18 protein-coding genes are annotated in these 21,513 nt (G+C 43.7%); 2 read left to right on the forward strand and 16 right to left on the reverse strand.

What is annotated here, in order from left to right:
- Positions 1 to 34: 34 nt before the first annotated feature.
- Entirely contained in the window at positions 35 to 1,639 is a 1,605-nt protein-coding gene (locus tag LC036_RS09465; RefSeq protein WP_226581455.1) for a CTP synthase, read from the reverse strand.
- Positions 1,640 to 1,901: 262 nt separating this feature from the next.
- Positions 1,902 to 2,450, reverse strand: coding sequence for a DNA-directed RNA polymerase subunit delta (gene rpoE, locus LC036_RS09470; RefSeq protein ID WP_226581456.1), 549 nt, complete (start codon positions 2,448 to 2,450; stop codon positions 1,902 to 1,904).
- 262 nt (positions 2,451 to 2,712) lie between these two features.
- Between rpoE and LC036_RS09475 the strand changes: the two genes are divergently transcribed.
- Positions 2,713 to 3,030, forward strand: a complete 318-nt coding sequence (locus LC036_RS09475; protein ID WP_226581459.1) for a hypothetical protein — start codon at positions 2,713 to 2,715, stop codon at positions 3,028 to 3,030.
- 352 nt (positions 3,031 to 3,382) lie between these two features.
- On the opposite strand, the gene icmF is transcribed toward LC036_RS09475, so the two are convergent.
- The 8 genes from icmF to LC036_RS09515 form a co-directional block, all read right to left on the reverse strand.
- Positions 3,383 to 6,628, reverse strand: coding sequence for a fused isobutyryl-CoA mutase/GTPase IcmF (icmF, locus tag LC036_RS09480; protein WP_226581461.1), 3,246 nt, complete (start codon positions 6,626 to 6,628; stop codon positions 3,383 to 3,385).
- Positions 6,629 to 6,678: 50 nt separating this feature from the next.
- Complete coding sequence (locus LC036_RS09485) at positions 6,679 to 7,302, reverse strand: TetR/AcrR family transcriptional regulator (RefSeq protein WP_226581463.1); 624 nt, start codon at positions 7,300 to 7,302, stop codon at positions 6,679 to 6,681.
- Entirely contained in the window at positions 7,302 to 8,243 is a 942-nt protein-coding gene (gene meaB / locus LC036_RS09490) for a methylmalonyl Co-A mutase-associated GTPase MeaB (protein ID WP_226581465.1), read from the reverse strand. The genes LC036_RS09485 and meaB overlap by 1 nt, the downstream gene beginning before the upstream one ends.
- A 27-nt stretch (positions 8,244 to 8,270) precedes the next feature.
- Complete coding sequence (locus tag LC036_RS09495) at positions 8,271 to 9,410, reverse strand: acyl-CoA dehydrogenase (protein ID WP_226581468.1); 1,140 nt, start codon at positions 9,408 to 9,410, stop codon at positions 8,271 to 8,273.
- A gap of 12 nt (positions 9,411 to 9,422) precedes the next feature.
- A complete protein-coding gene (locus LC036_RS09500; protein WP_226581471.1) occupies positions 9,423 to 10,568 on the reverse strand; it encodes an acyl-CoA dehydrogenase in 1,146 nt (381 codons plus the stop codon).
- A 21-nt stretch (positions 10,569 to 10,589) separates the two neighbouring features.
- Entirely contained in the window at positions 10,590 to 11,441 is an 852-nt protein-coding gene (locus LC036_RS09505) for a 3-hydroxybutyryl-CoA dehydrogenase (protein ID WP_226581473.1), read from the reverse strand.
- Between the two features lie 15 nt (positions 11,442 to 11,456).
- Positions 11,457 to 12,644, reverse strand: a complete 1,188-nt coding sequence (locus LC036_RS09510) for an acetyl-CoA C-acetyltransferase (RefSeq protein ID WP_226581476.1) — start codon at positions 12,642 to 12,644, stop codon at positions 11,457 to 11,459.
- Between the two features lie 173 nt (positions 12,645 to 12,817).
- Entirely contained in the window at positions 12,818 to 14,950 is a 2,133-nt protein-coding gene (locus LC036_RS09515; protein WP_226581479.1) for a heterodisulfide reductase-related iron-sulfur binding cluster, read from the reverse strand.
- 193 nt (positions 14,951 to 15,143) lie between these two features.
- Between LC036_RS09515 and cls the strand changes: the two genes are divergently transcribed.
- Positions 15,144 to 16,331, forward strand: a complete 1,188-nt coding sequence (gene cls / locus LC036_RS09520) for a cardiolipin synthase (RefSeq protein ID WP_226581482.1) — start codon at positions 15,144 to 15,146, stop codon at positions 16,329 to 16,331.
- A gap of 2 nt (positions 16,332 to 16,333) precedes the next feature.
- Here cls and LC036_RS09525 read toward each other — a convergent pair whose 3' ends face one another.
- The 6 genes from LC036_RS09525 to speE form a co-directional block, all read right to left on the reverse strand.
- Positions 16,334 to 16,516: a XapX domain-containing protein gene (locus tag LC036_RS09525; protein WP_226581485.1), complete on the reverse strand. Its 183-nt coding sequence runs from the start codon at positions 16,514 to 16,516 to the stop codon at positions 16,334 to 16,336.
- 345 nt (positions 16,517 to 16,861) lie between these two features.
- On the reverse strand, positions 16,862 to 18,529 hold the full coding sequence (gene argS, locus LC036_RS09530) for an arginine--tRNA ligase (RefSeq protein WP_226581488.1): 1,668 nt from the start codon (positions 18,527 to 18,529) through the stop codon (positions 16,862 to 16,864).
- Complete coding sequence (locus tag LC036_RS09535) at positions 18,526 to 18,966, reverse strand: DUF1934 domain-containing protein (RefSeq protein WP_226581491.1); 441 nt, start codon at positions 18,964 to 18,966, stop codon at positions 18,526 to 18,528. Before LC036_RS09535 ends, argS begins: the two co-directional genes overlap by 4 nt.
- 92 nt (positions 18,967 to 19,058) lie before the next feature.
- On the reverse strand, positions 19,059 to 19,505 hold the full coding sequence (locus tag LC036_RS09540) for a hypothetical protein (RefSeq protein ID WP_226581494.1): 447 nt from the start codon (positions 19,503 to 19,505) through the stop codon (positions 19,059 to 19,061).
- Positions 19,506 to 19,636: 131 nt separating this feature from the next.
- A complete protein-coding gene (speB, locus tag LC036_RS09545; protein ID WP_226581497.1) occupies positions 19,637 to 20,509 on the reverse strand; it encodes an agmatinase in 873 nt (290 codons plus the stop codon).
- A gap of 5 nt (positions 20,510 to 20,514) precedes the next feature.
- The gene (speE, locus tag LC036_RS09550) at positions 20,515 to 21,345 is read right to left on the reverse strand and encodes a spermidine synthase (RefSeq protein WP_226581500.1); all 831 of its coding nucleotides are present in this window, start codon (positions 21,343 to 21,345) and stop codon (positions 20,515 to 20,517) included.
- Positions 21,346 to 21,513 lie beyond the last annotated feature (168 nt).

Here is a 21,513-nt window from a genome sequence, read left to right on the forward strand (position 1 = left end):
ATGTCCATCATGCACGACATCGCCTCTTTCTCCTTTATTGTTTTGTTTTCATAGCTGCTCCAACAAAGCCATAGAACAACTCCTGCGGACGAGTTGGACGTGACTTAAATTCAGGATGGAACTGGCTTGCTACAAACCAAGGGTGATCTTCGACTTCAATAATTTCTACAAGGCGGCCATCCGGACTTGTACCAGAGAACTTAAACCCGGCCGCTTCCATCTGTTCACGGTAATGATTGTTGAACTCAAAACGGTGGCGGTGACGCTCATAAATAACTTCTTCTCCATAAGCTTCTAATGCTTTCGTACCTTCTTGCAGACGGGAAGGATAAATTCCAAGGCGCAGCGTTCCACCAAGATCAGAAACTTCTTTTTGTTCAGGAAGAAGGTCAATGATCGGATGTTCGGTTGCCGGGTCAATTTCTGCGGAGTGTGCCCCTTTCAACCCAAGAACGTTACGGGCGAATTCAACCGTTGCAAGCTGCATACCCAGGCAGATACCTAAGAACGGCACATGGTTTTCACGGGCATAACGAATGGCATCAATTTTCCCTTCAATCCCACGGTCTCCAAAACCACCTGGAACAAGAATACCATCAACATCCTGCAGTTTTTCTGCAATATTAGAGGAAGTTAGTTCTTCAGAGTTGACCCACTTGACATCAACATCTGAATCATAGCTGTACCCGGCATGCTTCAGTGCTTCTACGACAGAAATGTAAGCATCAGGCAGCTCTACATATTTACCAACTAAAGCAATGGTTGTTTTGTGTTTCAGGTTCTTAACACGATCGATGAGCTTGTTCCACTCTGTCATATCCGCAGGTGGACAATCAAGGCCGAAGTGATCGCAGGTAATTTGGTCAAGCTTCTGTTCCTGTAGTGTAATCGGTACATTATACAATGTATCTGCATCACGTGCTTCAATAACAGAATCCTTTTTAATATCACAGAAAAGGGCAATCTTCTCTTTCATATCTTCTGAAATTGCCATCTCCGTACGTAAAACAATGACATCCGGCTGAATTCCAAGGGAACGCAGTTCTTTTACACTGTGCTGGGTTGGTTTTGTTTTCATTTCTCCTGCAGCATTCAAGTAAGGAACAAGTGTGCAGTGGAGATACATTACATGCTCACGGCCAATATCACTCTTGATTTGACGAATCGCCTCAAGGAATGGAAGAGATTCAATATCTCCTACTGTACCGCCGATCTCCGTAATAACAACATCAGCATTCGTCTCGTGACCCGCACGGAAAACACGGTCCTTAATTTCATTGGTGATGTGAGGAATAACCTGAACCGTACCTCCTAAATAATCACCGCGGCGTTCTTTCTTAATTACATTGGAGTACACTTTTCCTGTCGTTACGTTACTGAACTTGTTTAAGTTAATATCAATAAAACGCTCATAGTGCCCTAAATCCAAGTCTGTTTCGGCCCCATCATCGGTTACAAAAACCTCACCATGCTGGTAAGGACTCATCGTCCCCGGGTCCACATTAATGTAAGGGTCAAATTTTTGAATCGTTACTTTTAGTCCTCTGTTCTTCAATAGTCGTCCTAATGATGCTGCCGTAATTCCTTTTCCTAAAGATGATACGACACCACCAGTTACAAAGATGTATTTTGTTGCCACGCTGAATCCCTCTTTCTCTATTTGTCTTCATTAGTTATTTACTAAAGAATTAATTTGATAAGGGGTTATAAAAACAAAAGTGCAAGCGGCATGGATGCTGAACTTACAACATAAAGTCACTGTTCAGTCACACACTCCGCTTGGCACGTTTCGTAAAAAACAAAAAACGCTCCCCGTGTACGGGGAGCGTTTGGAATTCCGTTCAAGGAAATTAAAGAGCCCAAATAAAATTCTACTTATATGACTTTTAAAAGTCAACACATTATTTTTCTTCTTCTTCGTCATCTCCGATAAAGCTGATGTCATCCTCGACGATTTCCTCTTCTTCCTCATCCAGGTCATCATCTTCATAATCCCCTTCAAAGTCATCATCATCGTCGTCATCAAGATCAAGATCTTCATCTGTCAATTCAAGATCTTCTTCAAGGTCTTCTTCTTCATCATCATATTCTGAAATACCCAATTCATCTTCAAGAAGCTTGGAAGGTTTTTTCTTCTTCTTCTTCTTTTTCTTTTTACGCTTTTGTGGAAGATTAGCGATTTCTTCTTCCATCTGTTCTACTGGATACCAGCGCTTCAATCCCCAGCGGTTTGTACCGATTGTCATAAATTGACCATCAATATTCATATCTGTGTAGAATTGTGCGATATACTGTTCTTTTTGTGCTTCAGTAAAACCTTTCATGGCAGCAATGCGGTTAAAGATTTCATTGAAGTCGATCGCTTCACGCTCTTCTTCTAATATAATAGTAGCCAGTTCAATCATGGAAATTTCTTCGATTTGTTGTTTGCTGAGTTCTTTTAAGCTCACGGTCCAGCACTCCTTTATATAGACAAAATAGAATTAATGACCTCATGGGCATACGAATCACATTTAATCATACCATCCATTATATGAGTTGACTGATCAAAAATCAAATAGAGTCTGGCCCTTCTTTCATTATCTTTTTATCCAAACCTACATGAAAATAAACGTTCGATATAAAATAAGAGATACAGGTTAATCTTTGTGTTATTGACATTTTACTTTAAAATAATAATTAGAAAAGCTTGAGATTAAAAGGAGGCGCATGATGGAAAACCGGCCGTTCAACTGGGTTGCTACAATCATTGCAGCAATTGCGGTAATCATCTGGCTGTACTCCAGCTATGGGATGATTCATTCCAAACATATGGAGGAAGCTGAGATTACCACCAAAACACATAATGATGATGGATACTTTATCACAGTCGAGGACCAAAAAGTACACGTGAAAGACACCAGCACCTGGATGCTCCTGAAAGAGGGAGAGAAATACAACATTACGTACGAATGGTATGGAATGAAGAAGCCATACGTTACGAATGTAAACCAGTCCCACGATGAAGACCAGATCGGTGGAGGTCACTAATTTAAATCCCCCTGCTATTACAGCAGGGGGATTTTGTTGATCGTTAAGGACACCTGTCATTCTTATGCTTGTCGTGTCTTTCAGGGTGTTACGCACTTCTTTCTTTGTCCAGTTCCTGCGCCTAGCCCCTCGAGGTCTTAAGTCCGGCAGGTTCGTGAAAAAAAGCGCTTCACGTTCCTGCCGTTCTTAAGCTTGTCGGGGCTGAGCAAGGCGCATACACATTTCTTTCTTGTCCAGCTTCAACACCCAGACACTCGAGTCATAAGCCGCTGACATTCGTAAGGAAGACCACCTTACTGCTGTCTTCGACTTATGCTTGTCGTGTCTTTCAGGGTGTTTACGCACTTCTTTCCTACATATTCCTTCTATATTGTCCTCCGACTTGATAGAGGGCGTTTGTGATTTGGCCGAGGCTTGCGACTTTTACGGTTTCCATAAGTTCCGCAAAAATATTGCCTCCGCCTGCGGCTGTTTTCTTTAAGCGGTCAAGCGCTTGTTCAACTTCACTCTCGTGAGTGTTCTGGAATTTACGCAATTCGGTAATTTGATGTTCTTTTTCTTCTTTAGACGCACGTGCAAGCTCCATGGAGTCAATATCCTCTTCCGATGGCGGATTAGGATTCAAATACGTATTCACACCGATAATTGGCAGATCTCCGGAATGCTTCTTCCCTTCATAATACAACGATTCTTCCTGGATTTTGCCACGCTGGTACTGCCTCTCCATTGCGCCCAGTACTCCGCCGCGGTCGTTGATCCGTTCAAACTCTTGAAGCACAGCTTCTTCCACAAGATCTGTAAGTTCTCGAATAATATAGGAACCCTGCAGGGAATTTTCGTTTTTAGTTAAACCAAATTCCTTACTGATGATCATCTGGATTGCCATAGCGCGCCGCACGGATTCTTCTGTAGGCGTTGTAATGGCTTCATCATAGGAGTTTGTATGAAGAGAATTACAATTATCCTGAATAGCGATTAAGGCTTGAAGCGTTGTGCGTATATCGTTAAAGTCAATTTCCTGAGCGTGAAGAGAACGCCCGGATGTTTGAATATGGTATTTCAACTTTTGACTCCGCTCACCTGCACCATACTTATCACGCATAACAATTGCCCAGATTCGTCTGGCTACACGGCCGAGTACCGTGTATTCCGCATCAAGTCCATTAGAGAAGAAGAAAGATAGATTAGGCGCGAATTTATCAATATCCATCCCTCTGCTCAAGTAGTACTCTACATACGTAAAACCATTGGCAAGTGTAAAAGCAAGCTGAGTAATAGGGTTAGCGCCTGCCTCAGCGATATGGTAGCCGGAGATGGAGACAGAATAATAATTACGAACTTCGTGATCAATGAAGTATTGTTGAATATCCCCCATCATTCTCAACGCAAATTCTGTAGAAAAGATGCAGGTGTTCTGTCCTTGGTCTTCTTTTAGAATATCCGCCTGAACAGTACCACGAACAACATGGATCGTATCTTCTTTAATTTTAGCTGCTTCTTCATTATTCGGTTCACGACCATTTTCTTCTTTGAACTTTTCTATCTGCTGATCAACAGCCGTATTAAAGAACATAGCAAGAATAATTGGTGCCGGGCCATTAATGGTCATCGATACGGAAGTCGTTGGATCGACGAGGTCAAATCCTTCATACAATTTCTTCATATCCTGGAGGGTGCAGATATTTACGCCGCTCTCGCCCACTTTCCCGTAAATATCCGGACGTTCATCCGGATCTTCACCATATAATGTCACTGAGTCAAAAGCCGTACTCAGACGTTTCGCATCATCACCTTCGGATAAGTAATGAAAACGCCTATTTGTCCGCTCTGGAGTCCCTTCTCCCGCAAATTGTCTTTTCGGATCTTCTCCCTTTCGTTTAAAAGGAAATACCCCTGCTGTGAATGGAAAAGCACCCGGAACATTTTCGCGGCGCAGCCATGATAATCGATCCCCCCAATCCGTGTAATCCGGGAGGGCAACCTTTGGAATCTTTGTGCCGCTTAAACTCTCTACCGTTAAGTCCATTGTAATTTCTTTGTCTCTTACTTTATACGTGTAGGTATCCCCGCTGTATCTTTCGTGAAGGTCTTCCCAATCGTCGAGCTTCGCTTTATTGTCGCGATCTAAAGTAAGCTCAAAATCCTGAATCCGCTGGAGAAGCTCTTCTTTTGTGTCCTTCTCCTCTAATAAATCAACCGTACCTTTTAATTGGTACAATTTCCGGGCTTTGTCCGATTGATCGTTTGTATCTTTGTGATAGTCCCTCACGGATTTTGCAATATCTCGAAGATACTGTTTCCGTTCATTAGGTATAATCACATTTTGTTTTTCCACTTTATCCTCAACAGAAAAAGATGTCTCTTCTTCCCAATCAAATTTTTGATTCAATGTATTGATAAGAGCCGCAAAAAGAGTATTCATCCCAGGATCATTGAATTGACTCGCAATCGTCCCATAAACAGGGAACTTACGATCATCCTCATGAAAAAGCATATGACTCCGCTGATACTGTTTTTTCACTTGATTTAATGCATCTTCTGACCCTTTCTGCTCAAATTTATTTATGACAATAAAATCAGCAAAATCAATCATATCAATTTTCTCAAGTTGTGAAGGGGCTCCAAATTCAGCCGTCATTACATACATAGAGAGATCCGTTACGTCTGTAATTGCTGCGTCTCCCTGCCCGATCCCACTTGTCTCTACTATAATAAGGTCCACACCGGCCGCTTTCACAACCTGAATGGATTCTTCTAAAGCTGTCGACAATTCCGAGCGTGCTTCTCTGGTAGCTAAGGACCGCATATAAACCCTCGGATTAAAGATTGCATTCATCCGAATACGATCACCCAGTAAAGCTCCACCTGTTTTCTTTTTTGTAGGATCCACAGAAAGAATGGCTACCTTTTTATCAGGGACTTCATTGATAAAGCGACGAATCAGCTCATCTGTCAAAGAACTTTTTCCGGCGCCTCCCGTACCGGTAATTCCAAGTACAGGGATCTCTTTCTCCAGACTTTTTTCAACTGCGGTTTCAAAAGCAGCAACAGCTTCTCTTTCCTGTTTCGGCGTATTCTCCACATACGTAATGAACCTCGCCATTGCTTGATGACTGCCATCTGCCAGGTCCTTTACTCCTTGTTCTACATTCAGCGGGGGAAGAAAATCACATTCCTCTATCATGGAATTAATCATGCCCTGCAGGCCGAGGGACCGTCCATCTTCAGGAGAGAATACACGAGCAACTCCATATTCGTGAAGTTCTTTAATCTCTCTTGGTATGATGACACCTCCGCCCCCTCCATAGACTCGGATGTGTCCGGCTCCCCTTTGATTCAACAGGTCTACCATGTATTTGAAGTATTCAACATGGCCTCCTTGATAGGAAGATATAGCGATCCCCTGAACATCCTCCTGAATAGCTGCATTTACAACCTCTTCAACAGAACGATTATGTCCCAGGTGAATAACCTCTGCTCCTGTTGATTGTAGTATCCGTCTCATAATATTAATAGAAGCATCATGTCCGTCAAAAAGACTGGAAGCCGTTACGAATCGGACAGGGTTTTTAGGCTTATAGATTGTCGGTTGTTCCATCCCCAACCATCCTTTCCACTCTTGGTAGCGTTTACATAAAAATGAAATGTTTATACTTGGGTTTTATTATTAAGTCCGTTCATCAACAATAGAATCTGGGTATCTGCATACGTATCAATTGTAAAGGAGCGGTGGAGAATCCAGCGGCGGAAGCCCCACATCTGCCCTTGAACGAAGATATTGTTCGCAATCAGTTTTACTTCTGCCTCTGACCTTTTCTCAGGCAGACTATTCATAATGACCTGCTCAAGCATGGAAACCATCTCCCGCTCCTTCTGCAGGACATACTCCTGAGCATCACGAGAGAGGGATTTGACCTCCTGATACATGACCAATACCTCATTCTGCATGTCATCCATCAATTGAAAATAAGACCGGATGGCATCAATCAAACTGTCTATACTCGTTTGATTAGGATCAATGGAATCTTCCATCCTTACTTTCACTCGTTGATAAATGGAATCACATACAAGAAAGAGGACATCTTCTTTTTTCCGAATATACTCATAAAGCGTCCCGATACTAAATCCGGATGCTTTTGCTATCTCACGAGTTGTGGTTTTGTGGAATCCTTTTTCCATAAAGAGGGTAACGGCCCCTTTAACCATTTGATTTCTCCGCTTAGATACGAGTGCTTCATCTTTGATCGTTGAGGGTACCTGCCTGTCGCTCATCATCCCCCACCCTTTCTCATCCACTCTTGAAACCAAGAATGAGCCAGCTGATAAGGATCAGCATCTGGATTACGGAAGACCTCCAACTTTTGGTCGTCCTCTTCGATCTTGGTTTTAACCTCCCGCCAAATTTCCTCGCGGATCAAATCATAAACTTCTAACTTTAATTGCTGTTTCCTCTTCTCTACCCCTTGGTCTGTGCGGTATAAAAAAGATTGGTGTTCCTCCATTTTCGCCCAAAGATCGCTCATTCCTTTGGATTCTGTCGATACAGTTTGAACAATCGGAGGCTCCCATCCTTTGGGCTGCACAATCATCATGAATTCTTCCAGGGTGGACTTCAATTTACCTACCCCGGGCAGATCGGCTTTGTTAATAATGAAAAGGTCAGCAATTTCCATAATACCGGCCTTAAAGATCTGCAGAACATCTCCACTGTTTGGAGTCAGCACAAGCCCAGTCGTATCCACCACTTTCATGATGTCCAGTTCCGACTGTCCGACACCGACCGTTTCGACGAGAACGACATCAAAACCATACGCATCACATACGCGGATGCTGTCCTTTGTTGCCCGGGCAAGTCCCCCGAGACTTCCTCTTGTCGCCATGCTTCTAATGAAGATTCCAGGGTCAAGGAAATGTTGATTCATTCTGGTCCGGTCTCCTAATAAGGCGCCTCCGCTGAACGGACTTGTGGGGTCAACAGCAATGACGGCTACCGTCAGATCCTGCTGTCTTAAATAAGTCAACAGTCTGTTGATCAACGAACTTTTCCCCGCTCCGGGTGATCCCGTAATCCCTATATAATGGGCTTGTTTCTGGATGGAAAAAATATCACTCATCAGTGAAAGTTTTGCATCATCCTCGTTCTCAATCAGTGTGATGGCCCGGGCGAGCGCACGCATATCCTGTTTTTGAATTCTTTCAGCGAGTGGATGCATCCTTTTGTCACCTTTCCATCCTATCTTTTACTTTGTCACCATCCGTCCGATGACGAGCCTCTGAATCTCCTGTGTTCCTTCGTAAATCTGTGTAATTTTAGCATCACGCATATACCGTTCTACTGGGTAATCCTTTGTATATCCATAACCACCATGGACCTGGACCGCCTCAGTCGTTACCTTCATAGCTGTATCACCCGCAAATAACTTAGCCATTGCAGAAGCTTTAGAGTAAGGGAGCCCCTCTGACTCCAGGTAAGCAGCTTGATAGGTCAGCAGCCTTGAGGCTTCAATTTCTGTAGCCATGTCCGCTATTTTGAATGAGATTCCTTGAAGGTTGGCAATCGGTTTTCCAAATTGCTCCCGCTCTTTTGCGTAGGAGGTCGCTTCATCCAAGGCACCTTGTGCAATTCCTACAGCTTGAGCAGCAATCCCATTACGCCCCCCGTCCAAGGTCATCATAGCAACCTTAAAGCCTTTCCCTTCTTCTCCAAGCAGGTTTTCTTTAGGGATTTTACAGTCTTCAAAAATTAATTCTGTTGTTGGAGAAGATCTTATTCCGAGCTTCTTCTCTTTTTTCCCTGTTGAGAATCCAGGTGTATCTTTTTCAACGATGAAAGCGCTGATCCCGCGGTTCCCCTGGTCAGGGTCGGTTTTAGCAAATACCACATATATGTCAGCGACGCCGCCGTTCGTAATCCACACTTTATTTCCATTTAGCACATAATGGTCACCCTGTAGTTTTGCCTGTGTTCTCATAGACGAGACGTCACTTCCTGCCCCCGGTTCAGACAAGGCATAGGCGCCCAGTTTTTCTCCTGAAGCTAACTGAGTGAGGTATTTTTTCTTTTGTTCTTCTGTTCCAAATTTATAAATCGGCCAGCTGGCTAAAGATATATGAGCCGATAAGGTGACACCTGTTGAAGCACACACACGTGAAAGCTCTTCGACAGCAATAACATAGCTGACAAAATCAGAGCCGATTCCTCCATACTCCTCCGGCCAGGGAATCCCTGTCAGCCCCAGTTCTGCCATCTTGTCAAAGATCGCACGGTCAAAACGCTCTTCCTCATCCCGCTCTGCAGCTGTTGGTTCTACTTCATTTTTAGCAAAATCGCGGACCATTCTCCTCAACATTTCCTGTTCTTCTGTTAATGTAAAATTCATACGCGCATCCTCCTAGTCTCTGAGCAGATGGTTCCCTATAACCACCCTCTGAATCTCGCTTGTGCCTTCATATATTTCACATACCTTTGCGTCTCTGAAAAACCGCTCGACTGCATAATCTTCTGTAAACCCGTAACCTCCATGAACCTGAACGGCTTCAATGGCCGTTTTCACAGCTGTCCTGGACGCCATCAGCTTAGCCATTGAGACCTCTTTGCCACATTTCCTCCCAGCTGCCTGTAGAAAAGCGGCATGATAAACCAATAGTTTAGAAGCTTCTACTTCTGTTGCCATATCTGCAAGTTTGAAGGATACTCCTTGAAGATGAGCGATCGGTTTTCCGAACTGTTCGCGTTCTTTCGCATAGGCTGCGGCATGTTCAAGTGCAGCTTCTGCAATGCCAAGCGACTGAGCAGCGATTCCGATTCTACCAATATTCAAATTGGACAAAGCAATTTTGTAGCCTTCCCCTTCTTCTCCAAGCAGCTGAGAAGCGGGTACTTTACACTGATCAAAATTTAAAGAGACCGTACTTGATCCATGAAGGCCCATTTTCTTCTCCGCTTTACCGATAGAAAATCCTTCAGTATTGCGTTCTACAATAAAAGCGCTGAGTCCCTTCCCCGTCTTCACATCTGGATTCGTACGAGCGAATACGATAAAGGTGTCGGCATTACCGCCGTTCGTAATAAACACCTTGGAACCATTTAACACATAATGATCCCCTTTTTTCTCTGCTCTTGTCTTAAGACTCCCAGCGTCACTGCCGGCGTTTGGTTCTGTCAGGGCGAATGCACCCAGATACTCCCCGGAGGCGAGCTTTGGAATGTACTTGTTTTTCTGCTCTTCACTTCCAAAATACAAGATTGGATTGGTCCCTACAGAAGTGTGGACTGATAAGATCACTCCAAGTGTTGCACTTACTTTTGAAATTTCGTGGATAGCGATGATATACGAGATATAATCCATTTCCGCTCCACCATACTTCTCAGGAATCGGTACACCCATCAGCCCAAGTTCTCCCATTTTAGGAAGCAGCTCAGAAGGAAATCGATCTTCTCTTTCCATGCGTTCGACAGCCGGTGCTACCTCTTTTTCTGCAAAGTCACGGACCATTCTCCTCATCATGATCTGTTCATCTGTAAAATGTAAATCCATCGGCCTTCTCCCCTTTATCTGTTAATCGTAGATGTAAAAACCCCGTCCTGACTTCTTACCAAGCCAGCCTGCTTTAACATATTTACGGAGAAGCGGGCACGGGCGGTATTTGCTGTCACCGAAGCCTTCATGCAGGACTTCCATAATCGATAAACAGGTATCTAAACCTATAAAGTCAGCCAGGGTAAGAGGACCCATCGGATGATTCATTCCAAGTTTCATAACAGCGTCTATATCTTCTACAGAGGCGACCCCTTCATGGACAGTATAAATCGCTTCATTAATCATCGGCATCAAAATGCGATTGGAAACAAAGCCTGGGAAATCTTCAACTTCCACAGGGGTTTTATTTAATTTCACCGTCATATCCTCAATAGCTTCATACGTTTGATCACTCGTCTGGATAGCACGGATAATCTCTACGAGTTTCATAACAGGGACAGGGTTCATAAAGTGCATGCCAATCACCTGTGAAGGACGTTTAGTCGCTGCTGCAATTTCTGTAATTGGTAAAGACGATGTATTCGTAGCCAGAATGGCATGTGGTGGTGTTATTTCATCAAGCTGTTGAAATACGTTGACTTTCACATCCATATTTTCTATAACAGCTTCAACAACAAGATCACAGTCGGACGCTTCCTTCAAATCAGTGGTAGAGGACAGGCGGTTCAGAATATCCGTACGTGCTTCTTCTCTAAGCTTCCCTTTCCCTACAGCACGGGAGAGACGTTGTTCTATGCCGGAAACCCCCTGCTCCAGAGAATCCTTACTCATGTCGTTTAATTTCACTTCCAGACCTGCCTGGGCAAACACCTGAGCAATACCTGCTCCCATCTGTCCGGCACCAATAACCATTACACGATTAATTGTCATTCTTTTTCTCCCCCTTTACTGCTTTGGAACCTCGATTAGTACAGCATCTCCCTGACCACCGCCGGAACAGATAGCCGCAATTCCCAGTCCGCCTCCACGACGCTTTAATTCATATGCAAGTGTCAAAATGATACGCGCACCGCTTGCACCGATAGGGTGACCAAGAGCCACAGCTCCTCCATTTACATTCACTTTATCATGATCCAGACCGGCGATTTGACCGCTTGCAAGAGAGACAGCAGCAAAAGCTTCGTTCACCTCAAATAGATCGATATCATCTATGTCTTTGCCGACTTTTTTCAGGAGTTTATTAATGACGAGCCCAGGTGTCTGCGGGAAATCCTGAGCTTCTACAGCAATTTCATCATGTGCAAGAACAGTTGCTAATGGTTCTGTTCCAAGCTCGGCTGCTTTCTCATCAGACATTAAGACCATCGCACAGGCCCCATCATTGACACCTGGAGCATTTCCAGCCGTAATCGTTCCTGTCTGATCAAAAACCGGACGCAGCTTAGCCAGCGCTTCTACTGTTGTATCTTTTCGAGGCGCTTCATCCGTATCAACTACCTTAGGCTCTCCTTTACGCTGCGGGATCTCTGCTGCTGTAATCTCCTCGCCAAGTTTACCGCTTTCAATGGCCTGCACTGCTCTTTGATGACTCTGATACGCCCATTCATCCTGCGCTTCTCTTGTCAGTTCAAACTGCTCTGCCGTCCGATTTCCGTAATTGCCCATGTGTACATTCTCAAACGAACACGTCAATCCATCATGAACCATCATATCTTTGACAGCTGCATCTCCCATGCGCAGTCCCCAACGGGCTTTCGGCATCATATAAGGAGCGTTACTCATACTCTCCATGCCTCCCGCTACGATCACTTCTTCTTCACCCAGACGAATGAATTGATCGGCCATCGTCACACTTCGCATACCGGAAGCGCAGACTTTATTAATGGTCTCTGTCTTTACGTCCCAAGGAATACCAGCTTCTCTTGATGCCTGACGAGAAGGCAGCTGTCCCTGCCCGCCTTGTAAAACGGTCCCCATAATCACTTCATTCACATCTTCTGCTTTTACATTTGCTCTTTCCAGGGCACCTTTTATAGCTATTCCACCTAGTTGAACAGCTGTTAGAGGGGCAAGAGATCCTCCAAATTTCCCAAAAGGTGTACGGGCACCGGCAACAATAACAGTTTTACGCATATTGTGTTCCTCCTCTTTTTGTTAACGCTTACATTTATAATGATTGAACGCTCGCTCGACATGTCCTCATAAGGAAAGTGTACATAAAAATCTGTACACTTTCCACAATTTTCGAACTATTCTTTTCTTTCTACATACCCTTCGACAGCTCTCAATCTTGGTCAAACGTTTGATTAAGCTGTCTTTTCGTCAGTCTTATCAAACATAGACTTAGCTAGGATTTCAGCAATGTCCATGGTGCTGACTTCCTCTTCTACTTCTTTTGCTTTCGTACCATCAGAAAGCATCGTCAGACAGAAAGGACAGCCGCTTGAGATCATCGTCGGCTCTACTTCCAACGCCTGTTCGGTACGTGCAACGTTCACCCTGTTTCCAGATTTCTCTTCCATCCACATCATTCCGCCCCCGGCACCACAGCACATTCCGTTGGAACGGTTACGCTTCATTTCTACAACCTCAACACCCGGTATCATTTCTAATACTTCACGTGGTGGCTGGTACACTTCATTGTAGCGGCCGAGGTAGCAGCTATCGTGGTAAGTGATTTTCTCATTTACTACACCCTCCGGCTTCAGACGGCCTTCTTTCAACCACTCGGCAAGCATTTCTGTATGGTGGTAGACTTCTGCCTCCAAACCGAAATCAGGGTATTCGTTTTTGAATATGTTATACGCGTGAGGATCAATGGTTATGATCTTCTTCACATCATGCTTTTCAAATTCCTTCATATTCTTTTCAGCAAGTTCCTGGAATAGAAATTCGTTCCCCATCCGCCTTGCTGTATCACCAGAGTTTTGTTCCTTATTGCCGAGAATCGCAAATTTGATATCTGCTGCATTCATCAGTTTAGCAAAAGCCATGGCGATTTTTTGGCTGCGGTTATCGTAAGACCCCATGGAGCTGACCCAGAATAAGTATTCAAATTCTTCTCCTGATTTTTTCAACTCTTTTACGGTTGGAATGTGAACATCCTCTTCCAGCTGTCTCCAGTCTTCCCGTTCTTTCTTGGAAAGCCCCCACGGATTACCCTGGCGTTCAATGTTCATCATAGCCCGTTGACCATCTGCATCCATTCTTCCTTCTGTCAGTACCAGGTAGCGGCGAAGGTCAATGATTTTATCCACATGCTCGTTCATAACCGGACAGGCATCTTCACAGTTACGGCAGGTCGTACAAGCCCAAAGTTCCTCTTCTGTAATGACATCTCCAATCAAGCTCTTATTGTTTACAGCGTCAAGCGTAGCAGCCGCTTCATCTGTTCCTTGAGACCGCGCCATCTGCGCAAGTGTGTTACCTTCTGTCCCTGAAAATGCGTAGGCAGGTACCCAGGGAGACTTTCCAGTAACCGCAGCCCCCTTCTCCGTCAAATGGTCCCGCAGCTTAACAATGAGATCCATCGGGGAGAGCATTTTACCTGAACCAGAGGCCGGACAGACATTTGTACAGCGGCCGCATTCCACACAAGCATACATGTCAATCATCTGAAGCTGATTGAAATCCTCAATCTTACCAACTCCGAAAGAGACGTCTTCTTCATCGGCATCTTCGTCCATTTCAAAATCAATCGGTTTAAGCTTTCCTGGTGGCTCCTCACGACTTAGAAATACATTCACTGGTGCTGCAAGTAAATGGGCGTGTTTTGATTGTGGTACGTAAATAAGGAATGTAAGTAAGCATAAGAGGTGAATCCACCACATAATAAAAAACACGGTAGCGGCAGCGGTTGCCGGCATCCACGAGAAAGCGCTTGCAACAAAGGACCCAATGGGCTCTGTCCATGCTCCTTCATGACCATGCCAGATCAGCCCCATTCCATTCCCGATAAGTACCGTAACCATTAATGTACCAATGAATATAAGAACAAGACCTGCTTTAAATCCACGCTTCAGGCGGACAAGCTTTTCAATATAACGGCGGTAAAAAGCCCAGATGACAGCTACAAGAATCGTTAAAGTAACCAGTTCCTGAAAGAATGTAAACCCAGGATAAAAAGGACCTAATGGTAAATGCGAGTCTGGAGCCAGCCCTTTCCAAATGAAATCAATGGCCCCGAACTGAACAAGGATAAAACCATAGAACATCATTACGTGAATAGTTCCTGATTTCTTATCTTTCAATAACTTCTTTTGTCCAAATACATAAATCCATATTTTTTGTAAACGTCTTTTCAACTGCCCGTCATACTCGAATTTTTTTCCTAATTTAATGTAGGCGATACGAGTCTGAACGACACGAACGAATAAATAGAGTCCGTAGACAAGCACTCCTACAAACAAAACCCAGTTTGCAGCCAACAGTGGATTCATTTATTTTCCCCCTCTTTGTAGTCACCGCACTCAGCGATTCTATTCCCGATCAGAAACTTTAAATTTTCTGAATCTTATAGCTTTACTATAAATTATGAATGAGCATTCAGTCAACATATTTTCACGTTTTTCCTTTTGAAACTCCTTAATTCGGGAAAACTAAGCGGAATAACCTAGGAAGGAGGTGGGATAAATGACAGCTTTGATCATTGTCCTGATTATTCTTATTGTATTTCTATTCTTTTTAGATTTTAAGCTGGGAAAGTCCAGACACCTAAGAAATCCTCGTACAATCCCCCTGCAGGAAACGAGCGGGGATTACCATCTCTATAAAAACGGATCAGCCCTTTACGAGGACTTATTTCAAGATATAGTAAATGCCAGGCATCAGGTCCATATTCTCTTCTTTTTAGTAGACAATGATTATATTAGTGAAAATTTTTTAGATATTCTAAAGAGCAAAGCCAAAGAAGGCGTCTCTGTTCGTCTAATTTTAGATCGGATTGGAGGGTATAAATTCAATAAAAAAGTAAGAATGGATTTAAAAAAGGCGGGTGTCGATTTTCAATTCGCGGAAAAACCCGGTTTCCCTTACTTTTTTTATCGTTTACAAAGAAGAAACCATCGTAAAATTACTGTCATTGATGGAGAGATCGGGTATGTGGGCGGATTTAATATTGGGAAGAATTATATCGGAGAAACGGCGAAGTTCGGAAACTGGCGTGACTATCATTTACGGTTAAGAGGTCCCGTGGTCTCTCAGCTGCATACTATATTCCTCGATGACTGGTACTTAGCTACCGGCCAAAAGGATGAAGCATCTATATCTAACCAGGAGGAAGGAACACATAAGATACGAATTGTACCTACAGACGGTGTAGAATTAGAAGATGAGTTTGACCGAATGATTCAGTCAGCTGAGCATGAAATTTTGATTGGCACCCCTTACTTCATTCCCACCCAAAGAATTCAACTTGCATTATTAAACGCATTAGATCGAGACGTTTCCCTGCACATTATGATACCGATGAAGGCGGATCATCCCTTTGTGAAGGAGGCCGCCATTCCGTACTTAAAAGAAATGCATGCCAGTGGTGCCCAGGTTCATTTTTATGATGCGGGCTTTTATCATTCTAAGACAATCATCATTGATGGTAATTTTGCAGATATCGGAACAGCTAATTTTGACCGCAGGAGCCTGTTTCTTAATAAAGAAGTGAACACTTATGTGTATGATCCATCATTTATCAGCGATTTAAAGAGCATGTATTTTGACGACGCTGCCGATGCTGTCCCGTTTGATGAACACTGGCTGAAACGTCGTTCGCCGGCTACGCGCATCAATCAAATCATAGCTGTGCTCCTCCGTCCCTTTTTATAGTCTTATCTGAATATCTCTGGAAGTACAGTTCCGATCCATCCCATGACCTTAAAGCCTAAGTAAATCCCTACAATTCCAGCGACTCCAGCGAAAGCAGGTGGTGCTGGAATGGGGAGTTTAAAAGCAGCAAAAAGGATACCGACAATAAAACCTGTAAGTAAAGCTAATATAACTTCTTTAACCATAAACCTCCACAGCCTTTCTATCTATTCGTAGGTGTATTATCTGCCAGCCCTGATGATGTCATGCAGCCCCTCTATATCTTACGGAAGAAGGGTAAAAAAAAGAAGAAAGGACCTCCTAAAAGGCCCTCTCTTCTTTCTATAACAGGATAGCATATACCCAGGAGAACGAGTTGGACCCGCAGCCCTCGATTCTCAACAAGCGTAATGGAGTCTTACGCAACCTTCCCCTTTTCTTCCACAAACGAAAATAAAATAACAACACGAAGTTTTAACAGAGCCGCCTTTTCCAAAAAAAAGAACGCCCCTGCTCCTATAGCAAAGACGCCCTTTTCATACTATATGCCCTTACATTTGATTTGGTGCAGAAACACCGATTAATCGTAATGCATTATTCAATGTTGTCCGAACGGCTTTCATTAAGGCCACTCGTGCTGCCGTACGTTCTGGGTTTGCTTCATCCAGGACTTTTTCTGCATTGTAGAAGCTGTGAAGATTAGAAGCTAAATCAAAAGCATACTGTGTTATGCGGTGTGGTGTACGCTTTTCTGCTGCATCGGCAACGATTTGTGGGAATTCTCCCAGTCGTTTCAGCAGGTCCTCTTCTTTTTCAGCTGTAAGATGAGTCCCATCATAGGATTCTTTCATCAACCCTTTTTCTTCTGCCTGCTTAAGCATCGTGCAGATGCGGGCATGAGCATATTGAACATAATACACAGGGTTCTCATTAGATTCTGAACGGGCAAGATCCATATCAAAGTCCAGGTGAGAGTCACTGGAGCGCATAGAGAAGAAGTAGCGCATCGCATCAATTCCGACCTCTTCCATCAGTTCACGGAGCGTAACAGCTTTTCCTGTCCGTTTACTCATTTTCACTTTTTCCCCGTCTTGGAATAAGTTCACCATCTGAATGATTTCAACTTCCAGTGTATCTTTCTCATAACCAAGCGCCTGGATAGCCGCTTTCATACGTGGGATATATCCGTGGTGGTCGGCTCCCCATATATTAATCAACGTATCAAAGCCGCGATCTAATTTATTTTTGTGATACGCAATATCCGGTGTCAAATATGTGTAGGTGCCGTCATTCTTGATGAGTACACGATCTTTATCGTCATCGAATTTCGTTGTTTCAAACCAGGTCGCATCATCTTTTTCAAATACATACCCTTTATCTTTTAGGACTTGCAGGGCATCTGTAATCTGATCGTCCTGATAAAGTGAAGTTTCTGAAAACCACTCATCGAACGGCACACGAAATTCTTCAAGATCGGTTTTAATTTTATCCAGTAGGAATTTTAAGCCATATTCACGGAAGAATTGCAGACGCTCTTCTTCTGCAACGTCCACCCATTTCTCTCCATCTTCACTGACCAGCTTTTCAGCAAGACCTACGATATCCTGTCCGTGATAACCGTCTTCAGGCATGTCCCATTCCTTTTCGAGGGTCTGCATATAACGAGCCTCAAGGGAAAGAGCCAGGTTGGCCATCTGATTACCAGCATCATTAATATAATATTCCCGTGACACATCATAACCGGCAGCATCTAAAACATTACATAGAGAATCCCCTACAGCGGCACCGCGGGCATGTCCTAAATGAAGGGTACCTGTCGGGTTAGCTGAAACAAACTCGACCTGGATTTTATGACCTTCTCCACTGTTTGTACGACCATACTGGTCACCAGCGTTTAAAATAGTCGGCACAAGTTCCGTCAAATACTGATTGTTCATATAAAAATTGATAAAGCCAGGGCCGGCAATTTCAATCTTCTCAATGGATGCCTTGGAATGATCGAACTGTTCCACAAGCTCTGTTGCAATAGCACGAGGATTTTTCTTTGCTACACGAGCAAGCTGCATCGCCATGTTGGTTGCATAGTCTCCGTGTGCTTTATCTTTGGGCTGTTCCAAAACGACCTCTGGAAGCTCTTCCTCTGCAGCCAATCCAGCAGCCAGGACAGAGCGGACAATTTCATCTTTCAACTTCTGTTCCATTTGTTCAACGATATTCATGAATTGCTCTCCTCCTCAAACGTTAACGTCAACCGGTGGGCCTGGGTCACATCGTGATTTAACGTCATTTTATAACTCAAATCCAGTCGTCCCTCTGTGGACTCTTCGAGTGAAGTAAAATCCACTTTTTCTGTATACGTCTTCATATGAAAATCACCGTAAGTATGGTGATAAAGATTCTCTGTTTCCACTGACTCCTGGAAGACCTGGCGCATATCCACGCCCCCGCTGCGTTTAATGCTGACATGTTCAGGCTTGATTGTCACCATCGTACTGACTGGATCGCCGTCTTCTGGGTGCTCGGTAAAGGTGAGCACTTGGGTATCGCCGCGCGTGAAAAATTGCCCAGGCTCCTGGATCTCCATTGTTTCTTTACGATCCTTATCCTGAATTTCCGTTACGATTTGTACCTGGACGTCTTTTGCGTTACTTGGCATCTCTACTCCACCTTTTCTATCGCCATTTTACGTACAAGATATAACTTATATATTATAAGAAGTCAAAAAGAAAAACGCAAGCATCCGATCATTTATTCTACCAGAATGCGGACATACTCATGAACATTCTCAATCTGTGTAAGATGATTGGGTATGGAATATGCCATGTATAAAACTAGGATAGCCAAAACCACTGTCATGTACCACTTAAAAGAAAGATATTTTTTTAACGGTCTCTGCTGAGGGATAAAAAGAAAAGCCAAAAGAGGCAGCATCAGACCGATCATTCCCACATCTAATCTCCACAGCTGTCTTTCTTCTGATAAAGCTACTTGAAAAAGCAGAATATTATTAATGTGCTCATCGATATCCACGGCTTCTACTTTTTCTGAAAACAAACCTTTTTCGATGACCACGGTGTCCTCATTCATTGTATAACTGTAGTTGGAAGGGTTCCACTGCCCACCAAAAGTAGCAATAAACAAACCAACCATAACCAGTGCATAAACCGAGATTAAACTGATTCTTTTTTTATCCAAACTAAACGCTCCTTCGATCGTTGTTTACAAAAGCAAAGCTCTTATCCATTTAAGACGGCTTGCGTCTAAGGAGAGCCAAATAGAAAAGCCACTATGATGACCTCTCACAGTGGCTGGTTCTATTCTATCATTTATTTAACAAAGCCTAAAAGCATTTCACGTACAAATTTACTTGCCGCAATCTGTGTTTTCTCAGATGTATCATAGGCAGGGGAAACTTCTACAAGATCAGCACCTACAATATTCATATCACTTTCTGCCATGGCATGAATACTTGCTAAAAGTTCCTTCGAGGATATTCCACCTGCTTCTGCCGTCCCGGTCCCGGGTGCATAAGCGGGGTCAAGAACATCAATATCAATTGTCACGTACACAGGACGCCCGGAAAGTTCCGGTAGGACTTTTTCCAGAGGAGCCTGCACATCAAACTTGAACATATGCATTCCAGACTGCTCAGCATATTCGAATTCTTCCCTCATACCAGAGCGAATGCCAAAAGAGTAGACATTCTCAGCCCCAATCAGCCCGCAGGTTTTCCGAATGGGAGTTGAGTGGGATAGAACTTCTCCTTCATATTCCTCACGCAGATCAGCGTGAGCATCAATATGGATGACAGCAAGGTCTGGGTAAGATTTGTACACCGACTGGATGACCGGCCATGTAACCAGGTGTTCCCCTCCAAGACCTAGAGGGAATTTTCCTTGTTTCATCAAATCGTCCATGTACCCCTCAATAATTTCAAGGCTGCGCGCGGCGTTTCCAAATGGCAGCAGCAGATCACCGGCATCATGATAGCGCACTTCTTCCAGGTGTCTATTTAAATATGGGCTGTATTCTTCCAGTCCGATGGATGCTTCACGAATCCGGCTGGGTCCGAAGCGGGAGCCTGGACGGAAGCTGACCGTCCAATCCATCGGCATCCCATAAATGACGGCATCAGCCTCCTGCTCTGTAGCACGGCTCATGATAAATACTTTACCTGAGTAAGCTTCATCAAAGCGCATAGTCGTCACTCCTTCGTCAGATCCTTAACGAACTTTGGCAGTGCAAAAGAAGCCGTATGAATCTCGTCTGTATAATACTTCGTATCTAATTCAGTAAATTGTTCTTCAGATACTTGTAAAGGATCATAGACTTTACTCCCCATCGTAAACGTCCAAAGTCCACTTGGATAGGTTGGTATATTTGCAGTGTAAACTTTGGTAATCGGAAATGTCTCTTTCACATCACGATAAACCTGACGAATCAAGTCCGCTTTAAACCATGGATTGTCAGTTTGGGCGACGAAAATACCGTCTTCTTTTAATGCTTTAGCAATTCCTTCGTAAAAACCTTTAGAAAAGAGATTCACAGCTGGTCCGACGGGTTCTGTCGAATCTACCATGATGACATCGTACTCGTTCTCACTTTTTGCAATGTGCATAAACCCGTCATCCACTTTCACTTCGACGCGGGGATCTTCAAGCGCACCAGCTATGGAAGGGAGATACTTCTTCGAGTATTCAATGACTTTTCCATCAATTTCAACAAGCGTTGCTTTTTCCACACTTTCATGCTTTAACACTTCACGAATGACCCCTCCGTCTCCTCCTCCAACAACAAGCACATTTTTGGGGTTGGAATGAGTGAACAAAGGCACATGAGCTACCATTTCGTGATAAACAAATTCATCCTTTTCCGTCGTCATAACCATATCATCAAGAACGAGCATATTTCCCCATTCTTCTGTTTCAAGCATCTCCAGCTCCTGAAAATCTGTTTTCTCTTTGTGAAGGGATTGATTAACCTTCGCTGTAATTCCAAAATGCTCGGTTTGTTTCTCGGTAAACCATGTACCCATGCTGCATTCTCCTTTTTTCGCTTGCGACCTTTCTCCATCCTGCTCATCCTTATGATGAGTAAAACGGAAAAAACCGCAGTTCATGAATTTATAAACAAAGGCCGGACCTTTGTTTTCTATGAATGTTTCTTTACTAGAAAAACTAACAAGAAGTTTATTTTACTACGA

The organism is Halobacillus litoralis (assembly GCF_020524025.1).
In the GTDB taxonomy this organism is placed as follows: Bacteria; Bacillota; Bacilli; order Bacillales; family Halobacillaceae; genus Halobacillus; species Halobacillus litoralis_D.

Excerpts from the sequence above, each read along its gene's own strand:
- LC036_RS09505 (WP_226581473.1), bottom strand. The coding sequence starts at position 11,441 with ATGACAATTAATCGTGTAATGGTTATTGGTGCCGGACAGATGGGAGCA.
- LC036_RS09535 (WP_226581491.1), bottom strand. The coding sequence starts at position 18,966 with ATGCCAAGTAACGCAAAAGACGTCCAGGTACAAATCGTAACGGAAATT.
- speE (WP_226581500.1), bottom strand. The coding sequence starts at position 21,345 with ATGGGTACATGGTTTACCGAGAAACAAACCGAGCATTTTGGAATTACA.
- icmF (WP_226581461.1), bottom strand. The coding sequence starts at position 6,628 with ATGGAACAACCGACAATCTATAAGCCTAAAAACCCTGTCCGATTCGTA.
- speB (WP_226581497.1), bottom strand. The coding sequence starts at position 20,509 with ATGCGCTTTGATGAAGCTTACTCAGGTAAAGTATTTATCATGAGCCGT.
- argS (WP_226581488.1), bottom strand. The coding sequence starts at position 18,529 with ATGAATATCGTTGAACAAATGGAACAGAAGTTGAAAGATGAAATTGTC.
- LC036_RS09525 (WP_226581485.1), bottom strand. The coding sequence starts at position 16,516 with ATGGTTAAAGAAGTTATATTAGCTTTACTTACAGGTTTTATTGTCGGT.
- LC036_RS09495 (WP_226581468.1), bottom strand. The coding sequence starts at position 9,410 with ATGAATTTTACATTAACAGAAGAACAGGAAATGTTGAGGAGAATGGTC.
- LC036_RS09500 (WP_226581471.1), bottom strand. The coding sequence starts at position 10,568 with ATGGATTTACATTTTACAGATGAACAGATCATGATGAGGAGAATGGTC.
- LC036_RS09515 (WP_226581479.1), bottom strand. The coding sequence starts at position 14,950 with ATGAATCCACTGTTGGCTGCAAACTGGGTTTTGTTTGTAGGAGTGCTT.
- LC036_RS09475 (WP_226581459.1), top strand. The coding sequence starts at position 2,713 with ATGGAAAACCGGCCGTTCAACTGGGTTGCTACAATCATTGCAGCAATT.
- LC036_RS09485 (WP_226581463.1), bottom strand. The coding sequence starts at position 7,302 with ATGAGCGACAGGCAGGTACCCTCAACGATCAAAGATGAAGCACTCGTA.
- meaB (WP_226581465.1), bottom strand. The coding sequence starts at position 8,243 with ATGCATCCACTCGCTGAAAGAATTCAAAAACAGGATATGCGTGCGCTC.
- cls (WP_226581482.1), top strand. The coding sequence starts at position 15,144 with ATGACAGCTTTGATCATTGTCCTGATTATTCTTATTGTATTTCTATTC.
- LC036_RS09510 (WP_226581476.1), bottom strand. The coding sequence starts at position 12,644 with ATGCGTAAAACTGTTATTGTTGCCGGTGCCCGTACACCTTTTGGGAAA.